Annotated in this window: 22 protein-coding genes; 8 read left to right on the top strand and 14 right to left on the bottom strand. The window is 58.9% G+C overall.

The window, feature by feature from the left end; genetic code table 11:
- Positions 1–3: 3 nt before the first annotated feature.
- The 4 genes from DES53_RS07720 to DES53_RS07735 form a co-directional block, all read right to left on the bottom strand.
- A complete protein-coding gene (locus DES53_RS07720) occupies positions 4–2892 on the bottom strand; it encodes a PSD1 and planctomycete cytochrome C domain-containing protein (RefSeq protein ID WP_113957652.1) in 2889 nt (962 codons plus the stop codon).
- 48 nt (positions 2893–2940) lie between these two features.
- Positions 2941–4593 (bottom strand): LamG-like jellyroll fold domain-containing protein, encoded by a 1653-nt coding sequence (locus DES53_RS07725; RefSeq protein WP_147263271.1) that lies wholly within the window; start codon positions 4591–4593, stop codon positions 2941–2943.
- A complete protein-coding gene (locus tag DES53_RS07730) occupies positions 4590–5150 on the bottom strand; it encodes a sigma-70 family RNA polymerase sigma factor (RefSeq protein ID WP_113958131.1) in 561 nt (186 codons plus the stop codon). The genes DES53_RS07725 and DES53_RS07730 overlap by 4 nt, the downstream gene beginning before the upstream one ends.
- Positions 5151–5331: 181 nt before the next feature.
- Entirely contained in the window at positions 5332–6270 is a 939-nt protein-coding gene (locus DES53_RS07735) for a D-alanyl-D-alanine carboxypeptidase family protein (RefSeq protein WP_113957654.1), read from the bottom strand.
- A gap of 442 nt (positions 6271–6712) precedes the next feature.
- Between DES53_RS07735 and DES53_RS07740 the strand changes: the two genes are divergently transcribed.
- The 5 genes from DES53_RS07740 (at position 6713) to DES53_RS07760 (ending at position 10655) form a co-directional block, all read left to right on the top strand.
- Complete coding sequence (locus DES53_RS07740) at positions 6713–8029, top strand: hypothetical protein (protein WP_113957655.1); 1317 nt, start codon at positions 6713–6715, stop codon at positions 8027–8029.
- 409 nt (positions 8030–8438) lie between these two features.
- Complete coding sequence (locus DES53_RS07745) at positions 8439–8774, top strand: hypothetical protein (protein WP_113957656.1); 336 nt, start codon at positions 8439–8441, stop codon at positions 8772–8774.
- A gap of 79 nt (positions 8775–8853) precedes the next feature.
- Positions 8854–9483, top strand: coding sequence for a thioredoxin-like domain-containing protein (locus DES53_RS07750; protein WP_113958132.1), 630 nt, complete (start codon positions 8854–8856; stop codon positions 9481–9483).
- Between the two features lie 84 nt (positions 9484–9567).
- Positions 9568–10092 carry a hypothetical protein gene (locus DES53_RS07755; protein ID WP_170156939.1) on the top strand — a complete coding sequence of 175 codons (525 nt, stop codon included), beginning with the start codon at positions 9568–9570 and terminating at the stop codon, positions 10090–10092.
- Positions 10093–10130: 38 nt separating this feature from the next.
- Positions 10131–10655: a GNAT family N-acetyltransferase gene (locus DES53_RS07760; RefSeq protein WP_113957658.1), complete on the top strand. Its 525-nt coding sequence runs from the start codon at positions 10131–10133 to the stop codon at positions 10653–10655.
- A 65-nt stretch (positions 10656–10720) separates the two neighbouring features.
- Here the strand turns inward: DES53_RS07760 and uxaC are convergent, their stop codons facing one another.
- The 9 genes from uxaC to DES53_RS07805 form a co-directional block, all read right to left on the bottom strand.
- A complete protein-coding gene (uxaC, locus tag DES53_RS07765; protein WP_113957659.1) occupies positions 10721–12142 on the bottom strand; it encodes a glucuronate isomerase in 1422 nt (473 codons plus the stop codon).
- A gap of 152 nt (positions 12143–12294) precedes the next feature.
- Entirely contained in the window at positions 12295–13011 is a 717-nt protein-coding gene (locus DES53_RS07770; RefSeq protein WP_113957660.1) for a hypothetical protein, read from the bottom strand.
- A 53-nt stretch (positions 13012–13064) separates the two neighbouring features.
- On the bottom strand, positions 13065–13763 hold the full coding sequence (locus tag DES53_RS07775) for a hypothetical protein (protein ID WP_113957661.1): 699 nt from the start codon (positions 13761–13763) through the stop codon (positions 13065–13067).
- A complete protein-coding gene (locus tag DES53_RS07780) occupies positions 13760–14197 on the bottom strand; it encodes a hypothetical protein (RefSeq protein WP_113957662.1) in 438 nt (145 codons plus the stop codon). The genes DES53_RS07775 and DES53_RS07780 overlap by 4 nt, the downstream gene beginning before the upstream one ends.
- Before the next feature lie 9 nt (positions 14198–14206).
- The gene (locus DES53_RS07785) at positions 14207–14455 is read right to left on the bottom strand and encodes a hypothetical protein (RefSeq protein ID WP_113957663.1); all 249 of its coding nucleotides are present in this window, start codon (positions 14453–14455) and stop codon (positions 14207–14209) included.
- A 9-nt stretch (positions 14456–14464) separates the two neighbouring features.
- Positions 14465–15145, bottom strand: a complete 681-nt coding sequence (locus DES53_RS07790) for a hypothetical protein (RefSeq protein WP_170156940.1) — start codon at positions 15143–15145, stop codon at positions 14465–14467.
- A 7-nt stretch (positions 15146–15152) separates the two neighbouring features.
- Positions 15153–15842, bottom strand: coding sequence for a hypothetical protein (locus DES53_RS07795; protein WP_113957665.1), 690 nt, complete (start codon positions 15840–15842; stop codon positions 15153–15155).
- Between the two features lie 61 nt (positions 15843–15903).
- Positions 15904–17952: a sensor histidine kinase gene (locus DES53_RS07800; RefSeq protein WP_113957666.1), complete on the bottom strand. Its 2049-nt coding sequence runs from the start codon at positions 17950–17952 to the stop codon at positions 15904–15906.
- Positions 17953–18029: 77 nt separating this feature from the next.
- Positions 18030–18287: a GlsB/YeaQ/YmgE family stress response membrane protein gene (locus DES53_RS07805; RefSeq protein ID WP_113958133.1), complete on the bottom strand. Its 258-nt coding sequence runs from the start codon at positions 18285–18287 to the stop codon at positions 18030–18032.
- A 158-nt stretch (positions 18288–18445) separates the two neighbouring features.
- Here DES53_RS07805 and DES53_RS07810 point away from each other — a divergent pair, with 158 nt between their 5' ends.
- The 3 genes from DES53_RS07810 (at position 18446) to DES53_RS07820 (ending at position 21739) form a co-directional block, all read left to right on the top strand.
- Positions 18446–19828 (top strand): alkaline phosphatase family protein, encoded by a 1383-nt coding sequence (locus DES53_RS07810; RefSeq protein ID WP_113957667.1) that lies wholly within the window; start codon positions 18446–18448, stop codon positions 19826–19828.
- Complete coding sequence (locus tag DES53_RS07815) at positions 19825–21153, top strand: polysaccharide lyase 6 family protein (protein WP_113957668.1); 1329 nt, start codon at positions 19825–19827, stop codon at positions 21151–21153. The genes DES53_RS07810 and DES53_RS07815 overlap by 4 nt, the downstream gene beginning before the upstream one ends.
- A 241-nt stretch (positions 21154–21394) precedes the next feature.
- Positions 21395–21739 (top strand): hypothetical protein, encoded by a 345-nt coding sequence (locus DES53_RS07820; RefSeq protein WP_147263273.1) that lies wholly within the window; start codon positions 21395–21397, stop codon positions 21737–21739.
- 107 nt (positions 21740–21846) lie between these two features.
- Here DES53_RS07820 and DES53_RS07825 read toward each other — a convergent pair whose 3' ends face one another.
- Complete coding sequence (locus tag DES53_RS07825; RefSeq protein WP_113957670.1) at positions 21847–22869, bottom strand: ThuA domain-containing protein; 1023 nt, start codon at positions 22867–22869, stop codon at positions 21847–21849.
- Positions 22870–23189: the final 320 nt, after the last annotated feature.

Raw genomic sequence — 23189 nt, forward strand, 5'->3', positions numbered from 1 at the left:
CCCTCAATACACATACGCGAACTCATTTGAGTTCAGCAGTACGAGGCAGAGCTCAGCCAGACCTCGTGTGTTGGCATCCACATTGCTCATCTTCTTGTCCGGCACGAAGTTCTCATACACATGCAGACGCTCGGAGAAGGAAAACTTCTCCCCGGTGTTCTCTTCCACTGCTTCACGGATGATTTCCTTCGGGCGGGTGCTCGGGGCCAACGTGGTATTTGTGTGTTTCGCAGTCATCTGCTCCCAGTGAGCGAGCAGCAGGGCCATGCGAGCTTCATCCGGCGTCGTGCCAGTCGTGAGCAGGCAGGTGCGTTGCAGTGCCGCCTTGCGGTCTCCCTGAGTCTCCTTCAGTGTGCGCAAAGCGAGAGCCACCGCACGGTCATAGGTCGCCTCGCTGTTGAAAAGGCTGAAGACCTGCGGCGTCACGTTGCTGGCATCGCGTGCCTCGCAGGAGAATTCCGGTGAAGGCTCGTTGAAGACTTCCATGAACGGATCCGCGAGGCCGCGAATCTTCAGCACATAGATGCTGCGGCGATGACGCTGCTGGGGCAGGGGATTGGGCTGCCATGCGGAGGCAAAAGTGCCCATCACCTGGCGTGGCTGCAGCGCCGCTTCCAGATTGATCTCCGGGCGCACGGGAATGCCTCCCATGGCCGGATTCAGTTCTCCCGAGGCAGACAGCATGCTGTCGCGCAATTCTTCCGCACGCAGGCGTCGCGGCAGGAAGGCGGCATAGCTCATGCCTTCAGGATCCTTCCTGGCAAGCAACTCCCGATCTGGGTGCTGCGAACTGCGGCGATAAGCATCGCTGGACATGATGAGGCGATGCATCGTTTTGATGGACCATCCCTTCGCCACGAATTCACCCGCGAGCCAGTCAAGCATCTCCGGATGCGTGGGCTTCTTTCCGGTGCCACCGAAGTTGTTCGGATTGCCTGCGATAGCCTTGCCAAAGTGCCACTGCCAGATGCGGTTCACCATGGTGCGGGAGGTGAGTGCGTTCTGCGGGGAGGCGATCCACTGGGCGAGTTCCAGGCGTCTCCCGGAAATGTCGCTGGTGATGGCGGTGCGATGCCCCCATGACTCCGCGGCGGCAGAGAGCACGCCGGGCGCCACCTTTTCCTTGGGTGAGAAAGGGTCGCCACCTCCGAGGATGCTGGTCTCTTCCAGTTCACCAGTGGTCATGCGATGGGGTGGCATGCGCAGCGGCGCGGAAACGGACTTCATGTCAGGGGTGCGGCCGCTGTAGACACTGAAGGCAATGGGCTCATACCTTTCCATTTCCCACTTCAAGCGCTCCAGACCTTTGCGAGCCACACGATCCATGCCGTAGTCTTCCGTGGTGAACCCGGCGTGCCGAGGTGGCAGCTGGTCTTCGGGAAGGCCCTGCTGCATCAGCTTGTTGCGAGCCTCGTCATAGCCGCCGCGCTGGCGTTTGGCCTTGCCCTTCTTGTTGTTGCCCGGGGCTTCCACAGCCGATGGGTTCTTCACCTCAGCCAGTGCCTTCTCGAAGGGCGCGGAGTCGAGCTTCTTCTCCGCATACCATTGTCGAGCGGCCGCCGTGGACTTCTCACTCAGTCGGGCCAGCGTCGCCAGATGCTCCTGCTCACGCAGACGCAGTGTTTTGATTTCCTCAAAGCCCTGCACGTTCTCCGCTGGCAGGAACGGCGCCGCACGCTCCACAAGTTGCGTGGTGGAGAAGCAAGCTTGCATCGCATAGTAGTCACGGGTGGGGATGGGATCGAATTTGTGATCATGGCACCGCGCGCATTGCAGCGTGTGTCCCATGAAGGCCTGACCTACGATGTCCGTCACGTCATCAAGGAAACGCTGGCGGGCCACTTTGGCGACTTCCATGCCGGTAAGCTCCCACGGACCCATGCGCAGGAAGCCGGGGGCGATGTACAGTTCTCCGGATGCTGCATCTTTGTTCCGCTCTGCGATCTCGTCTCCCGCAATCTGCTCCAGGATGAATTGATCGTATGGCTTGTCCGCGTTGATTGCGCGAATCACATAGTCGCGATACCGCCACGCATTGCCCCGCTCGTAGTCATTGGCGAAGCCGGAGGAATCCGCATAGCGTGCCACATCCAGCCAGTGCCGGCCCCAGTGCTCGCCATAGTGGGGGCTTGCCAGCAGACGCTCCACCACCTTGGCAAAGGCTTCCTTCTCGGGCAGAGGATCCTTCACAAAAGCCTCCACCTCCTCCGGCGACGGCGGCAGGCCCAGCAAGTCAAACGAGGCTCGCCGAATCAGCGTCCTCCGCTCCGCAGGCGGCGCCGGCGTGACGCCCAGCACCTTCATCTTCGCATTGATGAACCCATCCACCGGATGCACCTCGCTACGCTCGAGATTTGAAATCTTCAGCGGTTGGTACGCCCAGAGGTCCTCAGGCTTGTAGCGGCGATTTGTCCAGTCTGCGGAGAGTCCGCCACTCGTCTGCATGGGCACGCCATCGGCGGATTCCCACGCGTGCTTCTGCAAGGTCGCCAGCTTCTTCTCATCTGGCCATGGAGCCCCATCGGCAATCCACTTGCGCACCACCTCGATTTGCTCCGCGCTGAGCTTGTCATTCTCCTTGGGTGGCATCGCGAGATCTTCGTCTTCTCGCGTGACCACCTTCATGAGCAGACTCTTCTCCGGTTCCTTGGGCACGAGCGTGGCCTCACCGCTGTCTCCACCGGAGAGCATGGCTTCACGGGTGCGCATGTCCAGGCCGCCCTTGATCTTCTTCGGATCCTCTCCGTGGCAGGCGAGGCATTTCTCCTTGAAGAGTGGCAGCACCTTCTGCGCGTAGTGCTTCTCCGCCTCCTCAGTGGTGGCGGCGCCCGCAGGGAGAGCGAAGCCCAGTGCGGTGACATGAAGGAGGAAAGCCGTGGATCTCGGAATCATGGCTGGAGTGCTTGTCTGATGCGCCCTGTAACGAAGGCACTGCCGCAATCATTGCGGCTTTCCGATCTCAAACATCTGGCGAACTACCGAGGGATCCAGAGCCACGCTGTAGATGAGAAATTCATCCAGGCATCCATTGAGATTGCGCACGGGGAACTGATGCTCCTTCGTCGGCAGCCCCCAGTTGCCCATCTCGCACGCGCCGTAGACAATCTTGCGACCGGGCTGGTAGAGCGGAGAAATCTCGCGGCTCACTTCGCGGCCATCCACGAACTGCACGGATTCACCGCTGCAGTTGTCATACGTCACCACCAGCTGGTGCCACCGGCCGAGGTTCGTCTTCGTGAAGACCACCGGTGAGTAGTAGATTTGGTTCACCTTCTTTTCAGGAGTCTTCTCGTCCGGATATGCGATGGAGAACATCATCCGGCCATCTTCCAGAATCTGCCAGTGTGGCTCGCCGGTCTCGTAGCCATCCGTGAGCAGCAGCGCGTTGTATTTGCGATCGAGTCCATCCACCTTCACCCAGCAGGCGAAGGTTAGCGCCTCATATTCGCCATCCAGTTTCATGCGCACACGATCACCTGGACGCTTGAATTCCAGGGCATCCTTCATCGGCCAGCGACCTTGAGTCCACCGCGCGCCCACCGCGCCACCATTGCGGGACTTGTCATTGCCGGCGGCGTTGTTCACGAGGCGGTCCCAATCGTGCCAATGGCGGAACAAGTAGCACGCCACCAGTCGCGGATCCCTACGGGTCACTTGGGACCATTGATCCCATTCGTCATAGCGGATGCGCGCCATCTTACCCGCGAGATCCTTCAGGTCATCAATGCTGGCGAAGTCCGCCGGGGCCGCATCCATGGGGGAGTAGAGCGCTCCCATGCGTTTCAGGCCCATGCCCTCCGTGAGGCTCACCATCTTGCCCGTTTCAGGATGGGCTTCCACTTCACCTTCGAACACATGCACCTCGCCTTCACCCTTCGCGCTGTCCACATGCACACCGAACTCCGTTCCTAGGTCCACCAGCTTCATGCCAGGTGTCAGCAGCCGGAATCCCTGTGCTGGCGGTGGCACGCGCACGCGGGCTTTTCCATCCGTGCAGACAGCTTCCCACGGTGACACGATCTCCAGCACGGCAGGTCCCTCCAGCAGGAGCTGTGCTCCGCTGAAGAACTCAATCTGCGCCAGACCACATCCCAGCTCAAAGCGACCTGCGTTCAGCGTATCGCCTGCACGCATGGGTGGGGGGTTGTCCAGCCATTCCGTGTTCCATTGATTGGTGATGATCGCACAACCGCGATCCGTCTCCTCTGCGGTGGCCGCCACCGTCGTGGGCGCAATGCTATCGCCCTGCAGTACCTGGAAGGTTTGTTCACCACCGTTGCTGTTGTCACTCAAGAGGGCAAAGGTCGCGATACCCAGCACCGCCAGCGCTGCCGCGGCCGCCCAGGGCACCCATGCCGCGATACGCCGTTTCGTGGCATTCCGATTCCGGGCACCTTCCGGTTGCCACGCATTCAGTGCCGCCACACCGGCTTGTTCACGCAACAGCGAGTCGAGATTCACCTCCCGGCGCAGCTTCTTGCGCACGTCGGGTTCGTTGCGGAGCACGAGTTCCAGCTCCGCAAACTCCTCCTTCGTCAGGCTCTGATTGAGCCAGCCGGCGATGAGGAAGTCTGTCCTGCTTTGATTCTTCACGCGTGAGCCTCCTTGCGCATGTGCTTCTCCGCGCACTCCAGCAGCGCCGCACGGAGACGCTGGATTGTCTTGTAGAAGGCCTGGGCGCTCTTGCCCGCCTTCTCTGCCACCTCATGAAATTTCACGCCGGGCTGATACGCCAGATGCAGCAGCTCCTTCTGGCGGGGGTCGAGTTTTTCCAGGCACTTGCAGAGGGCAAGGCGATGCGCCTCCAGGTTGTCCGTTTCTTCAAGGGACTCTTCGGCCAGCAGGTCGAGGATGTCGTCATTGAAGACGAGCCTGTCGCGCGACATGCGGCGCAAGTGCTTGAGCGATTCGAAACGCGCAATCGCTGCTGCCCACGCCATGAAGTTTGTGCCCATGTCGAACTGGTCAAACTTCCGCCAGGCCACGATGCTGGTCTCCTGCATCACCTCATCCACATCGTCCCAGTCAGGCAGCAGACTTCTCAGGAACCCGCGCAACCGCCCCTCATGCGCCACGAAGAGACGCACAAACGCCTCGTAGGTCTCCGGCGGGGCCTCGATGCGGGGAGTGGGAGGAGTGTCTTCGGGCATGCCCCAGTGTACCACCGGTGGGGGCGATTTTGGACGACAAATCGCGTGGGAGTCCGGTAGGACGGTGCTACCGGGGCAGTGGTTGTTTGGCGTGCGGGGTAGAGCACGCAACGTTCTTCTAAAGCGTACAACTCGTTGAATGATAAGATTATACGACAGATGATTTCCACCGTCGCACTGCTTACTGTCGCACCGTCCTACCGGAACTCCACCACCACCGGAAGAGATTCCGCACCTCCGCATACCGTACTTCCTCCGAGGGCGCGCCGAGGATGGTGACGATGAGTGGCATGCCATTCTGCTCGCCCCGGGCGATGAGGCAGTACCCAGCTTGATTCGTCATGCCGGTCTTCACGCCGTCATAGCCGCCAAGCTTGAGCAGTTGATTCGAGTTTTCCCAGGTGATGTCGCGGGTCTTTGTTGTGCTCCCCGGGAGCAGGACCTTGCCGGTGTACTTCTGGGTCTTCACAACCTCAGCAAATGCGGGATCCTTCATCGCGGCGATCGCCAGGATGACGAGGTCGCGCGCCGTGGTGGTGGGGTCCTTGTCCTCACCACCGTCACCATAGGACTGGCGGTACACCGTGTTCTTCATCCCCAGGCGGATGGCTTCACGGTTCATCTCCGCGATGAAATTGCAGCGCGTGCGGAAGCCGGGTGTCTTCACGCTGTCCGGCGTCTCCTTTCCGGGTGGTTGCAGGCGCGCATGGAAATGCTCTGCAAACGCATTCCCCATGTCATTGCCGGAGGGCAGCATCAGACCTCGCAGGCCATCACGCACCGAGATCTTCTCGCCAGCCTTCACACCCGCAGTCGAGCCTGCCGTCGCATCCGCGAGCTTGGAGATGGTCACCATTTCATCCAGCACCGCGGGGTCCTTCTTCGCGAGCCCCAGCACCACGTGAGCGCACATGGCTTTCGTCGTGCTCGCGGACTTCAGCTTCTCATCGGGCTGGTGGGATGCCAGCACCTCGCCAGTATTCCCATCCGCAATCACCCATGCCTTTGCCGTGGTGATGGGCGGCGTCGCCAGATCCTCGGCAGCAAATAGCGTGAGGGTGGGGGAGAAGGCCATCAGAAGACAAGTGGCGAGCAGCAGCGCAGGCAGAGGGAACTTCATGGAAGGGATGCGGCTAACCAAGACGATGGTGCGTCAGATGGCAATACAGATTGCTGGTGACTGCACACCCGTGGCCAGCTGCGTCGAGCGGAAATGACGCCGAACTTCCAAAAATTTCACCACGGTGCCCTGGCTCACGAGAAGAGTAAATCTTCACACCCTTTGGAGAACCCGGCCCGGCTGCCGACCGGAGGGAGGTACTGATCTGAAGGGTAATGAAGTATATATACACACTCTCCTTTAGGGGAGTGTGTATATATATTGCCCTCAGCACCCGGGTTCGGGGTGAGAAGGAAAAGGAATGTTCACAGTGGAAAATTCAGGTGTGAACATATCATGCCTGAGAAACGTGGCAGCCAGACGAGGTGCCCACTCGCAACAATGCGATGTGCAAAACGGTGGACAGTCTTCCGGGTTTTGGCTTTGATCCTGGCCCCCCCCCATGAAAATTGCCGCGGCCTGCACTCTGCTGTTCCTTTTCTGCGCAGCTCCCTTCGCAGTGGCAGATCAACCTGCCCCTGAATTTCGCCATGTAACGACAGCACAGGGTGGGCGCTGCTTCTTCAAAATGATACCGGAGAAGTGGCACTATGAGAACAACAGACCTGTGAAGGAGAAGGAGGCATGGGGCGTGGCCTACGAGCTTGATGAAAACGGCGAGTTCGTGGAGCTGTGGCGCACTGAAGGCTGGTACGCATCTGAGGTCTTCCTGTCCGATGATGGACGGTACCTCGTGCGCATGGGAGTGTGGCCTACCATCAGTGAAAAATTCGACGACGTGGCCGTTGCGTTCTATGACCGCGGCAAACTTCTGAAATCTTACGAGGTGCGTGACCTTGTCAAACAACCGCATCGCATAGAGTTCTCCGCGAGCCACTATGAGTGGCGGCCCGAACAGCAGACCGTCCCTAATGGCATCAGCACAGAATTGTTTCCAGGGAGCTTCCTTCAGAGTGACTACCTCCAGGGAGACTATTTTCACCTCGTGATGATCGACAAGACGGCCTACCGTTTCGACCTGGCGACGGGCAATATCCTTGCCACCGAAACTGATCCTGGCGCCAGGAGTCGGCGTGAAATCTGGGATGCTGAGCGGAAGGCAGAGCAGGAAAGAGGTGAAGCCCTGTATCGCACATGGCCCCGGAGAGCAGTGTATGAGCAGCATTTCACAGCCTCGGAAATCAGTGCTGACGACTGGTATACCAGCGGAGTGTGGTTCCACGGAACGAACTGGGACGCAAACCTGACGCCCAAGAAGGACTATGGACGGGATAGCATGGTTGAGGCCGTCTTCCCGTTATCAAAGAAGGGAGACATTGAAGTCACGATTACTCCTCAGGAAATTGAGGAGGCATTTTCCTCCGTATTGCGACATCCCTTCGTCGCGGAGAGGTTTAAGCATGGCGCTACCGGAATTCGCCTGCGCATCACTGGCGATCGCCTTCATTGGAATACCCCTGAACTGGAGAAGTGGTTGAAACAGACACGCGGGGCTGCTCCCAAGGAAGCGGAACTGCGCCACTGGGCCCAAGCAATCATTGATGAAAAGGAGCAGTTGACCCATCCCGAAGTGCCCCAAGACCCCTTTTCTCTCCCCCCTGCCAGCTTTCGCTCCTCCTTTACCAGCTTCTACCTCAATGCGAAAACCGGCGAACTGTTGTATGAGGATGAGTCTGCACCATTTCCATATCCTACAGTCTTGCTCGATGCGAAAGGAACCCGAATTGCTTCCAGCGCTGATAAGAAACATGCGGAGTAGAATGCGATGACCATCAGCACCGACATCACCTTTTCAGACCGCCAAGCACTCAGGTGGCACTCCATCACTCATCGGGAGCATCTAGCGCTTTTGATTGGCTGGTGCTTCGCGTAAGATGGGCCGCCTTACTCCTGCTGATGTGGCTCTTTGCCTTTTGCCGTGTTCCTGTTTTCAAGCTTCTTCCGTCGGCTCGCGCGAATTCCGGAAGCTGGGGGAGCGCGTCAGGTCCAAGCATGAAGTATAGGCTACGCACGACTCCGCGTCTTGAGGTAAAGAAGCAGGTGGTCGGCAGGCAAGGACACGGAGATTTCCCACCTCTCCGCATCAACCGCTTGTGCGGGCCGCGATTCTGGGTGAAGCAACGCGTCCTTTCCATCATTCTCCCAGCCTTCCCTTCTTCCATCCTTCAATGAGCATCTTTGACAACGCCATCAGTGCCGGTGTGAAAATGGCCGTGAACCACATGCTGGCAGACATTGGCAGCATCACGCAGTTGCACCTCGACATCAAGGCCAAGACCGTCACGGCCACGGTGGAACTGCTGGGGGAGGTGTCACCCATCGACTTTCAGGTGGGTCAGTACGTGCTCGCGAAGAAGGAGGATGGCGTCTACATCACGCTGAAGGACATCACCTGCTCCCGTGAGTGGCTGCAGAAGGCCATCCAGAAATTCGAGCCTGAGCCCACGGTGAAGCTGCCGGAGAAGCTCGCGAGCGCAGTCAGCTTTGCTGGGATGGTACAGTAATTGCAGCTGCTCCTGATTCTCTCTTTGCATATGCCAAAAATGGCTTGTGCATCGCGTGGCATGCCTTCATGATGAGGCCATGAAGACTTCGCACTTCACCGTTGCCGGACTGGCCTTCGCGCTGGTGCTCGCCTTTGCTCCCGCGCTCCGTGCCGAAAACACGGTGTATCCCGCTGTCAAAGACTCCCTGGTCAAGTCCAAGGGGAAAAACGTTGAGACCTTTGACGCTGCTGCGCTGAAAGACGCGAAGTACGTCGCCATCTACTACTCCGCCTCCTGGTGCGGCCCCTGCCGCGCCTTCACCCCGGACCTGGTCAAGTGGTACAAGCGGAACAAGTCCAAGAACCCACACTTCGAGCTCATCTTTGTCAGCAGCGACCGCTCCGCCAAGGACATGGCTGAGTACATGAAGGCAGACGACATGGAATGGCCGGCTCTCGCCTTCGACAAGAAGAAGGACTCCGCCTCATCCGCCGTGACGAAATACTCTGGTCGTGGCATCCCGTGCCTCGTTCTCATCGACGAGACAGGAAAGGTGCTCTCCGACTCCTACGTGGACGGCAACTATGTAGGCCCACGCAAGGTACTCGAGGATATTGAGAAGACGTTGAAGGACAATCCCGCAGCAGGGGCCGCAGCCAGTGGTTCGAGTGGGAGCGCGCTGGATCGCTTCAAGAGCACCAGCACCAGTACCACACCTGCCCGCTGAGAAGGCATGGCACACACAGGCGTTCTGCATGGAAACTCAGGTGATTGAATGATTCGCCGCGTGACCCGGTCGAAGACTCTCTTCATGGCAAGTTACAAACCCCTCTTCGGCCTGGCCCTGGCGACACTGCTGGGCAGCTGTGTTTACGTCCCGCCACCGGAGCACTACGGCGGACCACCACCGCCTCCAGATGTTCCGCCTCCGTATCACTACGATGGTGTGCCGCCACCTCCACCAGAGCCTGACTACTACTTCGGACGGGGCAGAGGGGACAGAAACTACGAATTCGACTATCAGCGCCACCGTCGCGGTCGCACGCAGTACTTGCGTGAAGTGGACCCTGACTATGCAGTAGAGTCTCCGGAGAGCGAGGGAACCATGCCTCCTGACGAGGGCGCTGCCGATGCCGAGCCATCCCCAGCACCATCGCCACCTCCTGCTCCTGCTCCCAAGATTGACCCCACCACGGTGCCCTACGGCACAAGGACGAATACTCCCGGTCGCGCGAAGAGCCCCTATCCGCCCTATCGTGAACTCGATGTCTCCGGCATGAGATCCGGCTCGATGGCCAAGGACCCCACGACAGGGAAGGTCTTCCGCGTGCCGTGATGCCCCGACATCATCCTCCAACGGGTGGACTGTGACTCATGCTTTGCGCGGAGCTTCGCTTCTGTCCGTTTCAGGAAGTGCATGCCGAGGCGCTGCTTTCATGGCGGTACGCGCCTCCCTACAGCATGTACAGTCTCCAGCCGGAGGATCAGCACGCAGCCATCAAGGAATTGCTCCGCCCCGACCTGCACTACGTAGCAGTCCTCAATGAGGACGATGACCTGATCGCGTTCCGTTGCTTCGGCCCGGATGCCCAAGTGCCAGGTGGTAGCTACGAGGGAGAGGCGCTGGACCTCGGTGGAGGATTGCGTCCAGACCTTACCGGAAAAGGCCTAGGGCAGCATGTCATCGCCGCAGCGATGAACTATGCCATGGGGAGATTTTCTCCCACGCTCTTTCGGACGACGGTCGCGAGCTTCAATCAGAGGGCTGGGAAAGTTTGCGAGCGCCTCGGCTACCAAGTCGCTCGCTCCTTCGTGCGCCCTTCTGACGGCATGTCGTTCAACATCTTCCTCAAAAAAGCGCAGATGGTCGAGCTGGTGATTCCGATGAAGGAAGCATGATCTTCAACAACCACGCTCATCCATTGCAAACCACGGCTCAACCATCGCTCAGCGCGCTCGCTTCCTCACCCTCTCGCCACATCCATGCCGAAGTAGGCATGGGCGTTCGCGTAGCAGATGCGCTTCACCATGCCGCCCACCAACTCGTAGTCGTCCGGCACGAGGCCATTCTCCATGTCGCGACCAATGAGGTTGCACAGGATGCGGCGGAAGTACTCGTGACGGGGAGGGGAGAGGAAGCTGCGTGAATCCGTGAGCATGCCCACGAAGTGGCTGAGCAGTCCGGTGGAACTCAGCGCATTGATCTGCCACTCCATGCCTTCCAGGCAGTCGAGGAACCACCAGCCGCTGCCGAACTGCAGGCGCCCTGCGACGCCGTTCTCATTGCCCTGATAGTTCCCGATGATGGTGGAGAAGATGTAGTTGTCCTTCGGGTGCAGATTGTAGAGCACCACCTTGGGCAGGTGACCGCGCTGCTCCAGCGTATCCAGATAGAAGCGTAGACCCTGCGCATGCGAGGGATCATCAATCGAGTCGCAGCCGATGTCGCGGCCCAAGCTCTTGAAGAGACGGGCATTTGTATTGCGCAGCGCCCCGAGGTGGAGCTGCTTCGTCCAGCCTTTCTCCGCATCGAGCTGGCCAAAGTACAGCATCAGGTAGGAGCGGAAGCGCGTGATGGCCTCGGCCGAGAGAGCCTTGCCCGCGCGTGCCTGGTCGAAGATGGACTTCGCCTCGGCATCTGTCGCCGTTTCCGTGTCCATGTTCGTGAGACCATGGTCGCTGAGACGTCCGCCGATGGAGTGGAAAAAGTCATGCCGCTGGCGGATGCCCTGCAGGAAGGAGTCGAGCGTATCGCATGCCTGTCCCGTGATGCCAGCGAGCTTGTCCACCCACGTATTCCACGCGGGCACATCTTCCAGACGCATGCCGGCATCCGGGCGGAACGTGGGATACACTTTCACGGGGAAGTCGCTGAGCTTCGCCACTGCCTGGTGATGCTCCAGCGTGTCCGTGGGGTCATCCGTGGAGCACACCACGCGCACGTTCGAGCGGGAAAGCAGATTCCGGCAGGAGTATTCCGGTGTGGCGAGTTGCTCATTGCAGCGGTTCCAGATGCTCTCTGCCGTCTTTTCGTTCAGCGGCTCATCGATGCCAAAGAAGCGTTTCAGCTCCAGAGCCGTCCAGTGGTAGAGAGGATTGCGCAGCGTGTGCGGTACCGTCTTGGCAAAGGCGAGGAACTTTTCCTTCCACGGCGCATTGCCTGTCACGTGGCTCTCCGGGATGCCGTTGGCACGCATGGCGCGCCACTTGTAGTGGTCCCCGCCCAGCCAGATGTGCGCGATGGTCTCAAACTTCTGGTCCCGCGCCATCTCATCCACCGGCAGGTGGGTGTGGTAGTCGTAGATCGGCTCATTCTCGGCATACTCATGGTAGAGCCGCCGCGCAGCCTTGGTCGTGAGGAGGAAGTCGTCGTGAATCAGAGACATGCCGCCAGCTAAGCGCGTGCCCGGTGCGGGGTCAAGGGGTGGGGTGCTTCAGAAGCCAGTCTCGAACCTCCGGAACGCACCTGCTTTCACGGTGACCTGCCACACCCAGCAGCCCTGGGAGCGCCGGTCCCGCAGACGGGACCGGCTGCATTCTACGGCTTTACTTCCACGTCCAGGACCCTCCATTCCCCGGAAGCCGTGCCCACTTCACCATGCTGGGTAAAGAGATTTGTGCCTTCGCCCATGTCCTTCATTGGCACTGCTGTCCCAGACTTGGAGTCCAGAGGTTGGATTCCCACACTGCTGTCGTTCATCCCGATAATGATACCCGAGGACCAGGCTCGCCCGCGTGTCTCAGTTCCCTTCGCGTCAGGGTTCCACATGGGCGACCATGCCGTGACGACTGGGTTTTCATAAACAAGAGGAACGCTTCCAGAAGCACTATCGGATAGTCCCGCCGTCATGGCCCAGTGATTCTCGCCGGCTTCGAGCGCCTGCTGGAAGTCGGGTGCCGCTCCAACCTTCCCATCAGGAATAAAGGGGCTCACCGGGCAGCCAAAGATGTGCTCACTCTCATCGTCGAAGATGCCTTCCTTGAACAGTTCCCGGAAGACTTCATTGGAACTGCGAGGGTTCTTCAAGAAGGAATCAGGATATTTGCCATCATGGTCGGAAGAATAGATGCGCAATGCTGTGATGATCTGGCGGCAGTTGGAAATGCCCTTGTCCATCTTGTTGTGTGGACTGCGGATTACCAGGGGAAGCGCCAGCAAGATCAGAAAGATGAGCAGAAGGAACGCCACGATTCCGGCCACCATCTCCGGCCAGGTGAGCACCCGTTTTCTGCTCGTGGTCGGTCCTTCTCTCATTCGTCTTTTGGATTGCTGTTGAGTTTGGGAGCCAAATTCCGGCTGGCAGTTCTTCAGGGCTTCACTTCCACGTCCAGAATTGTGAACCCCGTAGAGACGGACGAATCTCCATGCTGGGTAAAGAGATTTGTGCCTTCGCCCATGTCCTTCAGTGGCACTGCTGTCCCAGACTTGGAGTCCAGAGGCTGGATCCCCACGCTGCTGTCGTTCATCCCTACGATGACACCACTGCTCCAGGACCTTCCCCGCGTTTTTGTTCCTTTGGCATCGACATTCCACTTTGGTGACCAGGTGGCGATGACCGGATTTTCAAACACCAACGGAATGCTTCCTGAAGCACTATCGGACAGTCCGCTCGTCATGGCCCAGTGGTTTTCTCCGGCTTCGACGGCTTGCTTGAAGCTTGGTGCTTTGCCAATGTCTCCGTCAGGAACAAACTGGCTCATGGGGCAGCCCAACATCAACTCATTGTCGATGATGTTCTTCTGGAACAGAATTCGGAAGACCTCATTGGAGCTTTGCGGATTGGCCAGGGCGGCATCCGGATACTTTCCTCCGTGATCCGATGAGTACATTCTCAGTGCGGTAATGATCTGACGGCAATTCGAGATGCCAATCGTGATGTTACCCCTCTTCGAAATGCGTCCAAAGGTGGGAATGAACATGGATGCGAGCAGGCAGGCCGCAGTCAGGACCACCAGAATGTGCAGGCAGCCAAAGCGAGAGCGGTTCGGTTTTATGACATCACTCATTTTTCTTCAATATCTAGGATCTCACCCGTCGGAAAGGCGGTTGGGTCTATCGCTGCCTCGAAAAGGTCCTTCCCATGCACCTTCTTCAGAGGCACTGCCGTCCCTTTCATCGTTTCCAGTGGTCGAAGCGAAACCGAGCTGTCATTCATTCCAATGATGACGCCCTTGCTCCATGACCGACCGCGCACACCGGTCCCCTGAGCGTCGGGGTTCCACACGGGGGGCCAGGTCGCCTTGGCCGGATTCTCAAAGACCAGCGGAATCTCGCCCGGGGCACTATCCGAAAGTCCCTCCGTCATCGCCCAGTGATTCTCTCCTGCTTCGACGGCATGGGCAAACTGAGGTCCTTCTCCGATGTTTCCATCGGGAACAAAGCGGCTGACAGGACTACCGAAAGTCGATTCGTTATCGACGATCTTCTCCTGAACCAGCACCCGAAAAACTTAATTCGAGCTCTGCGGGTCAGCCATCGCTGCGTACGGATAATTGCCGTTATGATCGGCGGCATAGGTGCGCAGAGCATTGATCACGTGACGGCAATTCTGAATGCCCTTGGTAAGGTTGCCTCGTGCGCTGATTTGCCCACACCGGGGAATGAACTGGCTGGCGACCAGGACAAAGGCAACCAAGGCCACCGTATTGCGGAAGATGGACCACCAGGGATTCTTTGAGCGAGGAGGTTCTTCGAACATCGGGTTTGTTTAATCCACATCCAGCACCGCACTTTCCGTGAGCGTTGCGGGATCCATGGTCACTTCAAAGGAGTCCTTCTCTTCCGTGTCTGTGCCGAAGTGCTTCCTCAAGGGCACTTCCGTTCCTTTCTTCAATGCCAATGGATGAAGCGAGACACTCGAGTCATTCGAACCCAAGATGACCCCGCCTCTCCATGAGCGGCCTCGCGTAGGTGTCCCTCGGGCGTCCAGATTCCACGCAGGTGGCCAGGTGGCGATGGCGGGATTCTCGTACACCAGCGGCGCGTATCCGGTGGCACTGTCATCGAGACCGGCTGTCATCGCCCAGTGATTCTCTCCTGCTTTCAAGGCCTCAGCGTGGTTGGCGTCATCACCAATGTTGCCATCAGGCACGAATGGACTGAGGGGGCAGCCAAAGATCCGTTCGTTGGTGACGATGTCCTCCTTGAACAGGATGCGGAAGACTTCGTTCGAGCCTCGCGGATTTGCCAGAGATTTGTCCGGATAGTCTCCACCATGGTCCGCGGCATAGGCGCGCAGTGCGGAGATGATTCTCCTGCAATTGGACACGCCTTCCTGGATACGGTTCTTCTCCATGATTTCTGCAGGGCTGGGAGCAAGCCGCAGGACGATGAGCGCAGGCACCAAAAGGCCGAAAATGACTGGCATGCACGATGCTTTCGATTTCATGGGGCTCTTACTCCACATCCAGCACCTCACCCTTCGGGAAGGTCGTCGGGTTGATGGCCGCCTCGAAGGCATCCTTCCCGCTGGAGGCATCGGGCTTCAACCCCACGGCTGCGCCACTCTTGGCAGCCATGGGTTGCGAAGCCACGGCAGTGTCATTCGTTCCGATGATGACGGTGTTATTCTTCCACGTGCGACCACGGACGGGTTTCTCTTCCACATCAGCATTCCATTTGGGAGGCCATGTGGCGTTTACCGGATTTTCATAAACCACGGGAATGGCCCCTGCCGAGGAGTCATTCAGCCCTGCGGTCATGGCCCAGTGATTCTCGCCAGCCTGCACTGCCTTCCCATACTTCGTGGACTGAGGTCCGATATAGGCGTCTTCGATCTTGCCATCGGGCTCGAAAGGACTGGGCGGACACCCGAAGATCGCTTCGTTGTCGAGGATTTGCTCCTCAAAGAGCTGGCGAAACGCTGCGTTGGCCGTCTTTGTCCCATTGATGTGGGCGTCGGGATACTTGCCGTTGTGGTCCGAGGCATAGATGCGCAATGCCACCAGGATCTGGCGGCAGTTTGAGATGCCCTTGGTGATCTGGCTTCGCTCGGAAATTCGGTCACATGCCACCGTTCCCAGCAGCGTCACTGCCAGCAATCCCACGCCATACTCCACCTTGGTAAATCTCGACCTGCCTTGCATGCCTCCATGGCATCAGAAAACCTTTTGCTGAACAAGGCGGAACCGGGCCTTCACATACAATTCACACTCCATTCACATTTACCCGCACACTTGCTCCTTCTCCGGGTCTGCTGCTCACCTCCAGCTCCGCGCTAATCTTCCGGGCCCGCTCCTGCATGCCGCGAATGCCAAAGTGACCATCCATTGCCTGGGCTGCAGTCAGGTCGAATCCCTTGCCGTCATCGGAAATGGTGAGCGCAAGCGTCTCTACAGCTTCATCTCTGGAGAGCTGGACACGGACACTTCGAGCCTGCGCATACTTCAGCGCATTATTCACCGCTTCACGAGTGATGCGCAGCAGGTGGTGTTGTACGAGAGGCGGTACTTTCAGATCCGTGACGTCGCTCTCGAACTTGAGCGGGACGGTGGTATTCACCTGCAGGTGTTCCACCAGTGAGCGGAGTGAGGCATCCAGCGGTGCGTCTTGTCGTGAGGCATCACGCAGATCCCACACGAAGTCCCGTGTGTCCGTTTGCAATCGCCCGAGCAAACGGCGCTGCTGGTCGAGCAGGTCATGAGCCTTCGCATCCGCCACCCGTGGCAGGGCGGCATCCAGCCGCAGGGACAGCCCTGCGAGCTCCTGCTCCAGTGTGTCATGAAACTCCCGGGCGATGCGCTGGCGTTCTTCCATGATGGCTTCGCGCTGGGCCTTGGCTTCGATCACTGTGAGCTGTCGCGACACCTGGCGGCGCAGCAGGGCGATCCAGATCAAGGCGAGCAGTGCCAGCGTCATGGCTCCGCCGAAGGCGAGCCCGATCCGCTCGGAGTTCCACCACGGGGTGCTCTGCAGTATCACCACATCTCGCGCATCACGCAGCCACAGGCGGTATGCGGTGGGCTTGGCGCGATAGCCGTCACTGCGCGTTGCAGTCACTCGTGCAAGGCCTGTCAGGCGCAGCAGCGCTCCGCTTTGCACCTCACGTGGCAGAAGGGTGGGGGAGGTGACGTTGATGCTCACCGGCCCTGTTTGCGTCACCAGCTCCGTAGTGTGGTCACGGTCGGTGCGCTGTGCGACCTGCACCTCCAGAGTGATCAATTCCGCATCACGCCCATCCTGCAGGCCACCAGGATTCTCCGGCGTCGGTGCAGGCACCGCTTCAGTGCCCACCACGCGACACTCGGCCTCGGTAAGATGAGCGCTGAAGACGCCCATCTCGGGGAATCCCAGCGCCTCCACCACGTCACCAGCCTTGATACCCGTGTCATCCGTCTGCACAAAGACGCTCTCGTCGCCTTGCCTTAGGAAAAGTCCTCCCGCCAAGGGCGCACTGAGCGCCACGCCTTGTACCTTCACACGGTGGGCCCGTGAGATCGCGCGTTGCAACTCGGGCAGCGGTATCGGTGGTGACTCGAAGGCCTCAGGCGGTGCAGATTTGATGAGTTCCACATCGTCGATGCTGCGCACGCGGATGTATGGCGCTACCAGCTCCCGCCGGTCATTGATGTCACCTGCGGCGAGACCCCGGATGCGCAGCTCCGCGTCCACCCAGGGCGGGAGTTCCGTGGGGACTTCATCGAACCGTACCTCCACCACCTTCGCGCCGGTGAGCAGCCGCAGGGTGAAGGCGTTTTCTCCCACCCGATGGAGTGAGCGTCCGACTCCGGAGAGGGTCACGTAGTGGTAGTGGTACCTTCCGGAGGCCAGGTCATCCTGCGTGATCTCTTTCGGTGCTGGAGGCGGCTCATACCGTCCAAGAAACTCGATGGTTTCAGGCTTGATGCCTCCAATGATCAGGCCGTTGTGAGTGACTCCGCTTACCCGAAGGCGCGTGCCAATGGCCGGTCGCGGATTGGACTTGGCTGCCCGAATGAAGGTCACACCGGTATCATCCTGGAGGAAGATGGTGTTCCCCGGGTCCAGGAAGGTCACGACCGCATCCAGAGAAACCGCTGCTGGGTCACCGTCCTTTGGCGTCACATGCGCGGCAATGTCGCGTGCCGTGGTGAGTGTCTGGGCGGCCGCCTGCTGCGCAAAGAGTACTGCCACAGCCACGACACCCGCGAGCAACGCCCTGTGGAGGGAGGCGCAGCGGCGGTGAGCCTGCGGACAATCTGGCGAAGACAGGGGCATGGTGGGACAACTCTTATCCCACCAAAGCACAAGCTGCCACACCTGGGTAGTGCGATGACTGGCACCGCCGAAGCGGCCTAGCTCGAGCTCTTCTTCCCGGCGAACAGGCGAAAGACCAGAAGGATGAGAATCGCACCCACGACGGAGGCGATGAAGCCCGCCGGTTCATTGGGCGCATACCACCCGAGTTGCCGTCCGAGGAAGCCCGCGACAAACGCGCCCGCGATGCCGAGCAGCATCGTGATGATACAGCCTCCAGGATCGCGTCCGGGAGTGAGGAACTTGGCAATGACCCCGACGACGAGGCCGATGATTAGTGTCCAGAGGAATTCCATCATGGGAGTAGATAAGGTTATCGCATGCTCTGACCGGACATCCGGTCCCACGTTGAATCGTTTCGCGTGTTTTACATGGCCTCATCACGTGAAGTTCTCCTTTTGTGGGAGGGGGAGGCTGTAAGTGCGGTGCTGTCAGCCCCGTATTCGGAGGAAGCATGCATCGCCGCCTCTCCCTCCTCCTTGCCATTGGTGCCGTCGTTCTCGGGTTTTCCCATTCTTCATCTGGTGCCGACTCGGACAGGCACGTCATTCTCATCAGTGTGGACGGCCTGGCCCACTACTACTTCGAAGACCCGAAGGCGGAGATGCCGACCATCCGGCGCCTGGCCGCAGAGGGGGCTCGCGCGAAGCACATGACCACCTCCCTGCCCACCGTCACCTGGCCGAACCACACCACTCTTGTCACGGGTGTGCATGCAGGGAAGCACGGCGTGATAGGCAATGACTTCTTCGATCGCAAAGAGCAGAAGGTGGTGGCTTACATCCCAGACCCCGTTTTCAACAAGGATGAGATCGTCAAGACACCCACCATCTATGACGTGGTCCATGATGCCGGGATGAGTACGGCTGGCATCTGCTGGCCTGCCTCCCGTGGCGCCAAGTCCTGGGACTGGACCATTCCTGATGTTTTCGACCAGGCGACCTTCGAGCAATACAGCACGCCTTCACTGTTGGCAGAGTGTCGTGAAGCGGGCATCCCCTTCGAGAAACAGAATGAGTGGTGCAAGGCCGGGACCGCTGGCAAACCCATGCGCGACTGGCTGTACGCCAATCTCGCCTGCCACATCATTCGCAAGCACAAACCCAAACTCATGTGCCTGCACTACATGAGCGTGGATGGTCTGCAGCATGGCTACGGCAGCAAGACTCCCGAAGCCTACTGGGCCATCAATGACTCAGACAACCGCATTCGCCAGGTGGTGGAGGCGGTGGAGGACGCCGGTCTCAAGGACAAGACGACCTTCGTCGTGACAGCGGACCATGGCTTCATCACCTACAAGAAGCGCATTCAGCCGAATGTGCTGCTCAAAAAGGAAGGACTCATCAAGGCCGCCTTGGGAAACAAAGTCACCGAGCGTCGCGTGTGGTGCCACGCCCAAGGGGTGGCGTACATCTACATCCTGGACCAGGCGAATCGTGATGCCCTGTTGAAAGACCTGACTCCGAAGCTCGCAGCGCTCGAAGGCATCGAGGAGGTGATTGAAGAGAAGGACTTCGCCAAGTATGGTCTGGAGACAGCAGCCAAGGACCCGCGCATGCCAGACCTGATTCTCTCCCCCAAGGATGGATACGTCATCGGTGGCGACGTCGGTGGCGATGAGTTGGTGGTTGCCGCAGATGCGCCCAAGGGGGCGCATGGCTACTCCCCGGCAAACCCACTGATGGATGCAAGCTTCGTAATCAGCGGCGCGGGCATCAAGAAAGGGGTGATTATTGACAAGATGGCCAACATCGATGTGGCTCCCACCATGGCGAAGCTACTCGGCGTCGAAATCAAGGGTGCGGACGGTCGCGTGCTCACGGAGGTGCTGAAGTGAGAGCGCGGCACCTTCTGTCGCTCGCGGTTATCGGCCTGTCACTCCAAGTGGGTGGAAACGTCACCGCCGCTGAGTCTCGCATTGCAGCAAACGATGTCGCTGCCTTCGACGCTGCGGTGAGCGCTGCCAAGCCGGGAGATGCCATCCTGCTTGAGGCAGGCGAGTGGAAGGATGTCGCGCTTGTACTCAGGGGAGCGGCCAGCAAAGCCCAACCCATCACGCTCCGAGCGGCAACGCCTGGCACGGTGAAGTTTACCGGTGATAGCAGTCTGAGGCTCTCAGGCAACCATCTCGTCGTGGAGGGACTCTGGTTTCACAATTGTTTCCCTCTGAAGTGGGATGTGGTGATGTTCCGCGAAGACTCGAAGAAGCTGGCAAACGACTGCACGCTCCGTGACTGTGCCATCACCCAGGACTCGGAGACCAAGGATAGCAAGGAACGGAAGTGGGTCTCGCTCTACGGAGTGGGTCACAAGGTGGAGCGCTGCCACTTTGAGGGAAAGACGAGCAAGGGAACACTGCTGGTCGCCTGGCTGCCGGAGAAGGAGGGGGAACCTCCGAAGCATGAGATCATGGGCAACTACTTCGGTCCCCGCCCGAAGCTGGGAAAGAACGGAGGGGAGATCATCCGCCTGGGAGACAGTGATACGTCCATGCAGGACGCCGCCTGTGTGGTGAAAGGCAATCTCTTTGAGAAATGCGACGGCGAAGTGGAATGCATCTCCAACAAATCGTGCGGTAACGAATACTCCGGCAACACCTTCATCGAGTGCCAGGGGACGCTTACGCTTCGTCACGGGAATCGCTGTCTGGTCATGAACAATTGGTTTGATGGCAGGCACCGCAAATTCACCGGCGGCATCCGGGTGATTGGCGAGCACCACGCTGTCGTGGGGAATCATCTTCAGGGACTGGAGGGCGATGGCGCCCGTACGGCAATCTGCGTCATGAACGGCATCAAGGACTCGCCTGCCAATGGCTACCTCCAGGTGAAGGCGGCGAAGATCACAGGCAATTCCATTCTCGATTGCAAGCACAGCATCATCATTGGTTATGCGGATGAAGATGTGCAGGCGCTCATGCCGCCGGAGTGCACCTTTGCACAGAACACCATTCAGACCCGGGGAGACAAGGCCATCGAATTGGTGGAGACCGCAGCGGCAGTGAAATGGACTGGCAACCGGGTTGGTGGAGGAGAGACAGGCCTGCCGCCCAATGATGGAATCGTCATGACAGATGGACAGGCGTCACATCCAACCGCTGTCGCAGGGCCTCTGCCTCGTGCTGAAGTGGGTGTGAAATGGATTTCTGCTTTGGGAAAGTAGGTGCAATTCGCAATGTAGGGGTGGCCCTGATGCACGATTAAGCGAGAAGATTGCATCCATGCATGATGCAATTTTTCTCATCAATAAGGTCATGGGATTATTCAGCCCGGAAATGTGGATGAAGTCACGCACGGGTCGAATGGGGTGCGAGATCTGATCGTCGAATTGATAAGCAAGCCACAGTCTGCCGTCATGGTGACGGAGCACATCGCAGCTTGCGGAAACCAAACCCCCTTGAACCATGAAACTGCCAGTAATCGCCTTGTGCACGATGCTCTCTGCATTCGCCCTGCCGGCGACAGCAGACACGCTGCAAACGCGTACGGCGGAATTCAACGGTGCCCCGGCTCAGGGACAGACGCTGCTCTTTAACGGCGACTCTTCTGATGCCCAGTTGGTGAAGCGCAAGCATCGCCACCGCCACCACAGCCACCGTCATTCCGGCTACCGATACCGTGGCCACCACCACCATCACCACAACTACTACCGCCCGTACTACAGGCCTTACTATTACGGTCGCCCGTACTACTACGACCCGTACCGGTATTCCTACCCGCGCGGTGGCTTCTACTTCCGCATCTTCTAACGGTGATGCGGCTATAACGATCGAATCGTACCGAGCTGGAAATGCAAAAGGCGGCACCTCCGGGTGCCGCCTCTTTTTTTTGAAAATGACTTTGATGACGTGGCGGCCTACTTCACATAGTCCGCTGGCTTCTTGCCTTTCACATTCGTGCCGAAGCCATACATCGTGGCAGCGTAGTCGCCGATGATTTCCACATTCGCCTTCTCGGGTACTTCGAGCCCGGTGAAGGCGTAGGCGGCATTGACCACCACGCGGCGCAGGTCTTCGTTCTTGAGATCGGTGGCGGCGCCCAGGGTGCTGGTGAGGATCTTGTTTGTCTTGCCAGCTTCGTTCTTGTACTCACGGGTCCAGATCACCGGCATCATGGGTGAGTTCACATCTTGTTCCGCTTTGTCCGTGGCGCGCTTTTTTGAGTAGGCAGCGGGTGCGGTGTCTGCTGTCATGCCCGAGAGCACCTGGCCACGTACGAGAATCTTGGCATCGGCCGGGGGATAGGCTTCATACACATCGCTGTCACCGAAGAGATTCGTCACACCGCGCAGGATGGGGTCGCTCTTTGCTGCTTCTTCAATCACTCCTTTGGTCGCCTCGGACTTGTGCTTGCCCCAGTGGGTGACCCAGGTTTCGCCCAGCACATTCTTGCCAAAGCCACCTTTCCACTCGGGACTGGTCCAGCCGTATTTCGCGTACGGAGACTTGGAGTCCTTTGGATAGTTGAAGGCATGCGTGCTGGTGCGCAGGGCGATGATGGGCTTGCCCGCGAGGTAATAGTCCGCGAAATGCTTCATCAGCTCATCCGTCGGGGCGCGGAAGCGCCAGAGCATGATGCACAGATCCGCCTGGTCCAGCGCCTCCATGCCGGGAAGGTTGCTCGAGTTCTTCGGCTCGATTTCACCCGTGGCCGGGTCGATGCTCCACACCACCGTGCAGGTGAAGCCATGCTTCTCCGCGAGTATCTTCGCCAGCATGGGCATCACTTCCTCCGAGCGGTATTCTTCATCGCCTGCGAGCAGGACGACCTTCTTCCCTTTGCCGGGACCGTCCTTTCCTTCGAGGGTGACTTGAGCCGGCGCGACGACCGCAGCCGTGGCGCACAGGAGGGCAGTGGTGAAGAGGGTGCGAAGTTTCATGAGGGAATGGTGAATCAACAAACGGACGTGGAAGAAAACTCTAGCAGCGGGGTGATAACGCAGGGAAGGCATTTCTGGACATCAAGCGCGATGAAACTGCCTGAAAGGTTAGCCGCAAAAAAACGCAAAAAGCACAAGAGGAATGAGCTTGCAGCATCCAATACCGCGTGGCCGCCCATGCCGTGTGATCACATAGTCCGCTTCTTCCATTTTTGAGACTTTTGCGTTTTTTTGCGGCTAATCCCTTTCCGCGCCTCCCGCCTATCGCGTTGAGCAGGCGGCGCGCCCTTGCAAATTCGCCCATCCTCGCGGATGGAAGA

It is taken from the genome of Roseimicrobium gellanilyticum, assembly GCF_003315205.1.
GTDB classification, from domain to species: Bacteria; Verrucomicrobiota; Verrucomicrobiia; order Verrucomicrobiales; family Verrucomicrobiaceae; genus Roseimicrobium; species Roseimicrobium gellanilyticum.

What these genes read in the sequence shown, in the direction of transcription:
- DES53_RS07720 (WP_113957652.1), bottom strand. Translation starts at nt 2,892, where the DNA reads ATGATTCCGAGATCCACGGCTTTCCTCCTTCATGTCACCGCACTGGGC.
- DES53_RS07730 (WP_113958131.1), bottom strand. Translation starts at nt 5,150, where the DNA reads ATGCCCGAAGACACTCCTCCCACTCCCCGCATCGAGGCCCCGCCGGAG.
- DES53_RS07735 (WP_113957654.1), bottom strand. Translation starts at nt 6,270, where the DNA reads ATGAAGTTCCCTCTGCCTGCGCTGCTGCTCGCCACTTGTCTTCTGATG.
- DES53_RS07740 (WP_113957655.1), top strand. Translation starts at nt 6,713, where the DNA reads ATGAAAATTGCCGCGGCCTGCACTCTGCTGTTCCTTTTCTGCGCAGCT.
- DES53_RS07745 (WP_113957656.1), top strand. Translation starts at nt 8,439, where the DNA reads ATGAGCATCTTTGACAACGCCATCAGTGCCGGTGTGAAAATGGCCGTG.
- DES53_RS07750 (WP_113958132.1), top strand. Translation starts at nt 8,854, where the DNA reads ATGAAGACTTCGCACTTCACCGTTGCCGGACTGGCCTTCGCGCTGGTG.
- DES53_RS07755 (WP_170156939.1), top strand. Translation starts at nt 9,568, where the DNA reads ATGGCAAGTTACAAACCCCTCTTCGGCCTGGCCCTGGCGACACTGCTG.
- DES53_RS07760 (WP_113957658.1), top strand. Translation starts at nt 10,131, where the DNA reads ATGCTTTGCGCGGAGCTTCGCTTCTGTCCGTTTCAGGAAGTGCATGCC.
- uxaC (WP_113957659.1), bottom strand. Translation starts at nt 12,142, where the DNA reads ATGTCTCTGATTCACGACGACTTCCTCCTCACGACCAAGGCTGCGCGG.
- DES53_RS07770 (WP_113957660.1), bottom strand. Translation starts at nt 13,011, where the DNA reads ATGAGAGAAGGACCGACCACGAGCAGAAAACGGGTGCTCACCTGGCCG.
- DES53_RS07775 (WP_113957661.1), bottom strand. Translation starts at nt 13,763, where the DNA reads ATGAGTGATGTCATAAAACCGAACCGCTCTCGCTTTGGCTGCCTGCAC.
- DES53_RS07785 (WP_113957663.1), bottom strand. Translation starts at nt 14,455, where the DNA reads ATGTTCGAAGAACCTCCTCGCTCAAAGAATCCCTGGTGGTCCATCTTC.
- DES53_RS07790 (WP_170156940.1), bottom strand. Translation starts at nt 15,145, where the DNA reads ATGAAATCGAAAGCATCGTGCATGCCAGTCATTTTCGGCCTTTTGGTG.
- DES53_RS07795 (WP_113957665.1), bottom strand. Translation starts at nt 15,842, where the DNA reads ATGCAAGGCAGGTCGAGATTTACCAAGGTGGAGTATGGCGTGGGATTG.
- DES53_RS07800 (WP_113957666.1), bottom strand. Translation starts at nt 17,952, where the DNA reads ATGCCCCTGTCTTCGCCAGATTGTCCGCAGGCTCACCGCCGCTGCGCC.
- DES53_RS07805 (WP_113958133.1), bottom strand. Translation starts at nt 18,287, where the DNA reads ATGGAATTCCTCTGGACACTAATCATCGGCCTCGTCGTCGGGGTCATT.
- DES53_RS07810 (WP_113957667.1), top strand. Translation starts at nt 18,446, where the DNA reads ATGCATCGCCGCCTCTCCCTCCTCCTTGCCATTGGTGCCGTCGTTCTC.
- DES53_RS07820 (WP_147263273.1), top strand. Translation starts at nt 21,395, where the DNA reads ATGAAACTGCCAGTAATCGCCTTGTGCACGATGCTCTCTGCATTCGCC.
- DES53_RS07825 (WP_113957670.1), bottom strand. Translation starts at nt 22,869, where the DNA reads ATGAAACTTCGCACCCTCTTCACCACTGCCCTCCTGTGCGCCACGGCT.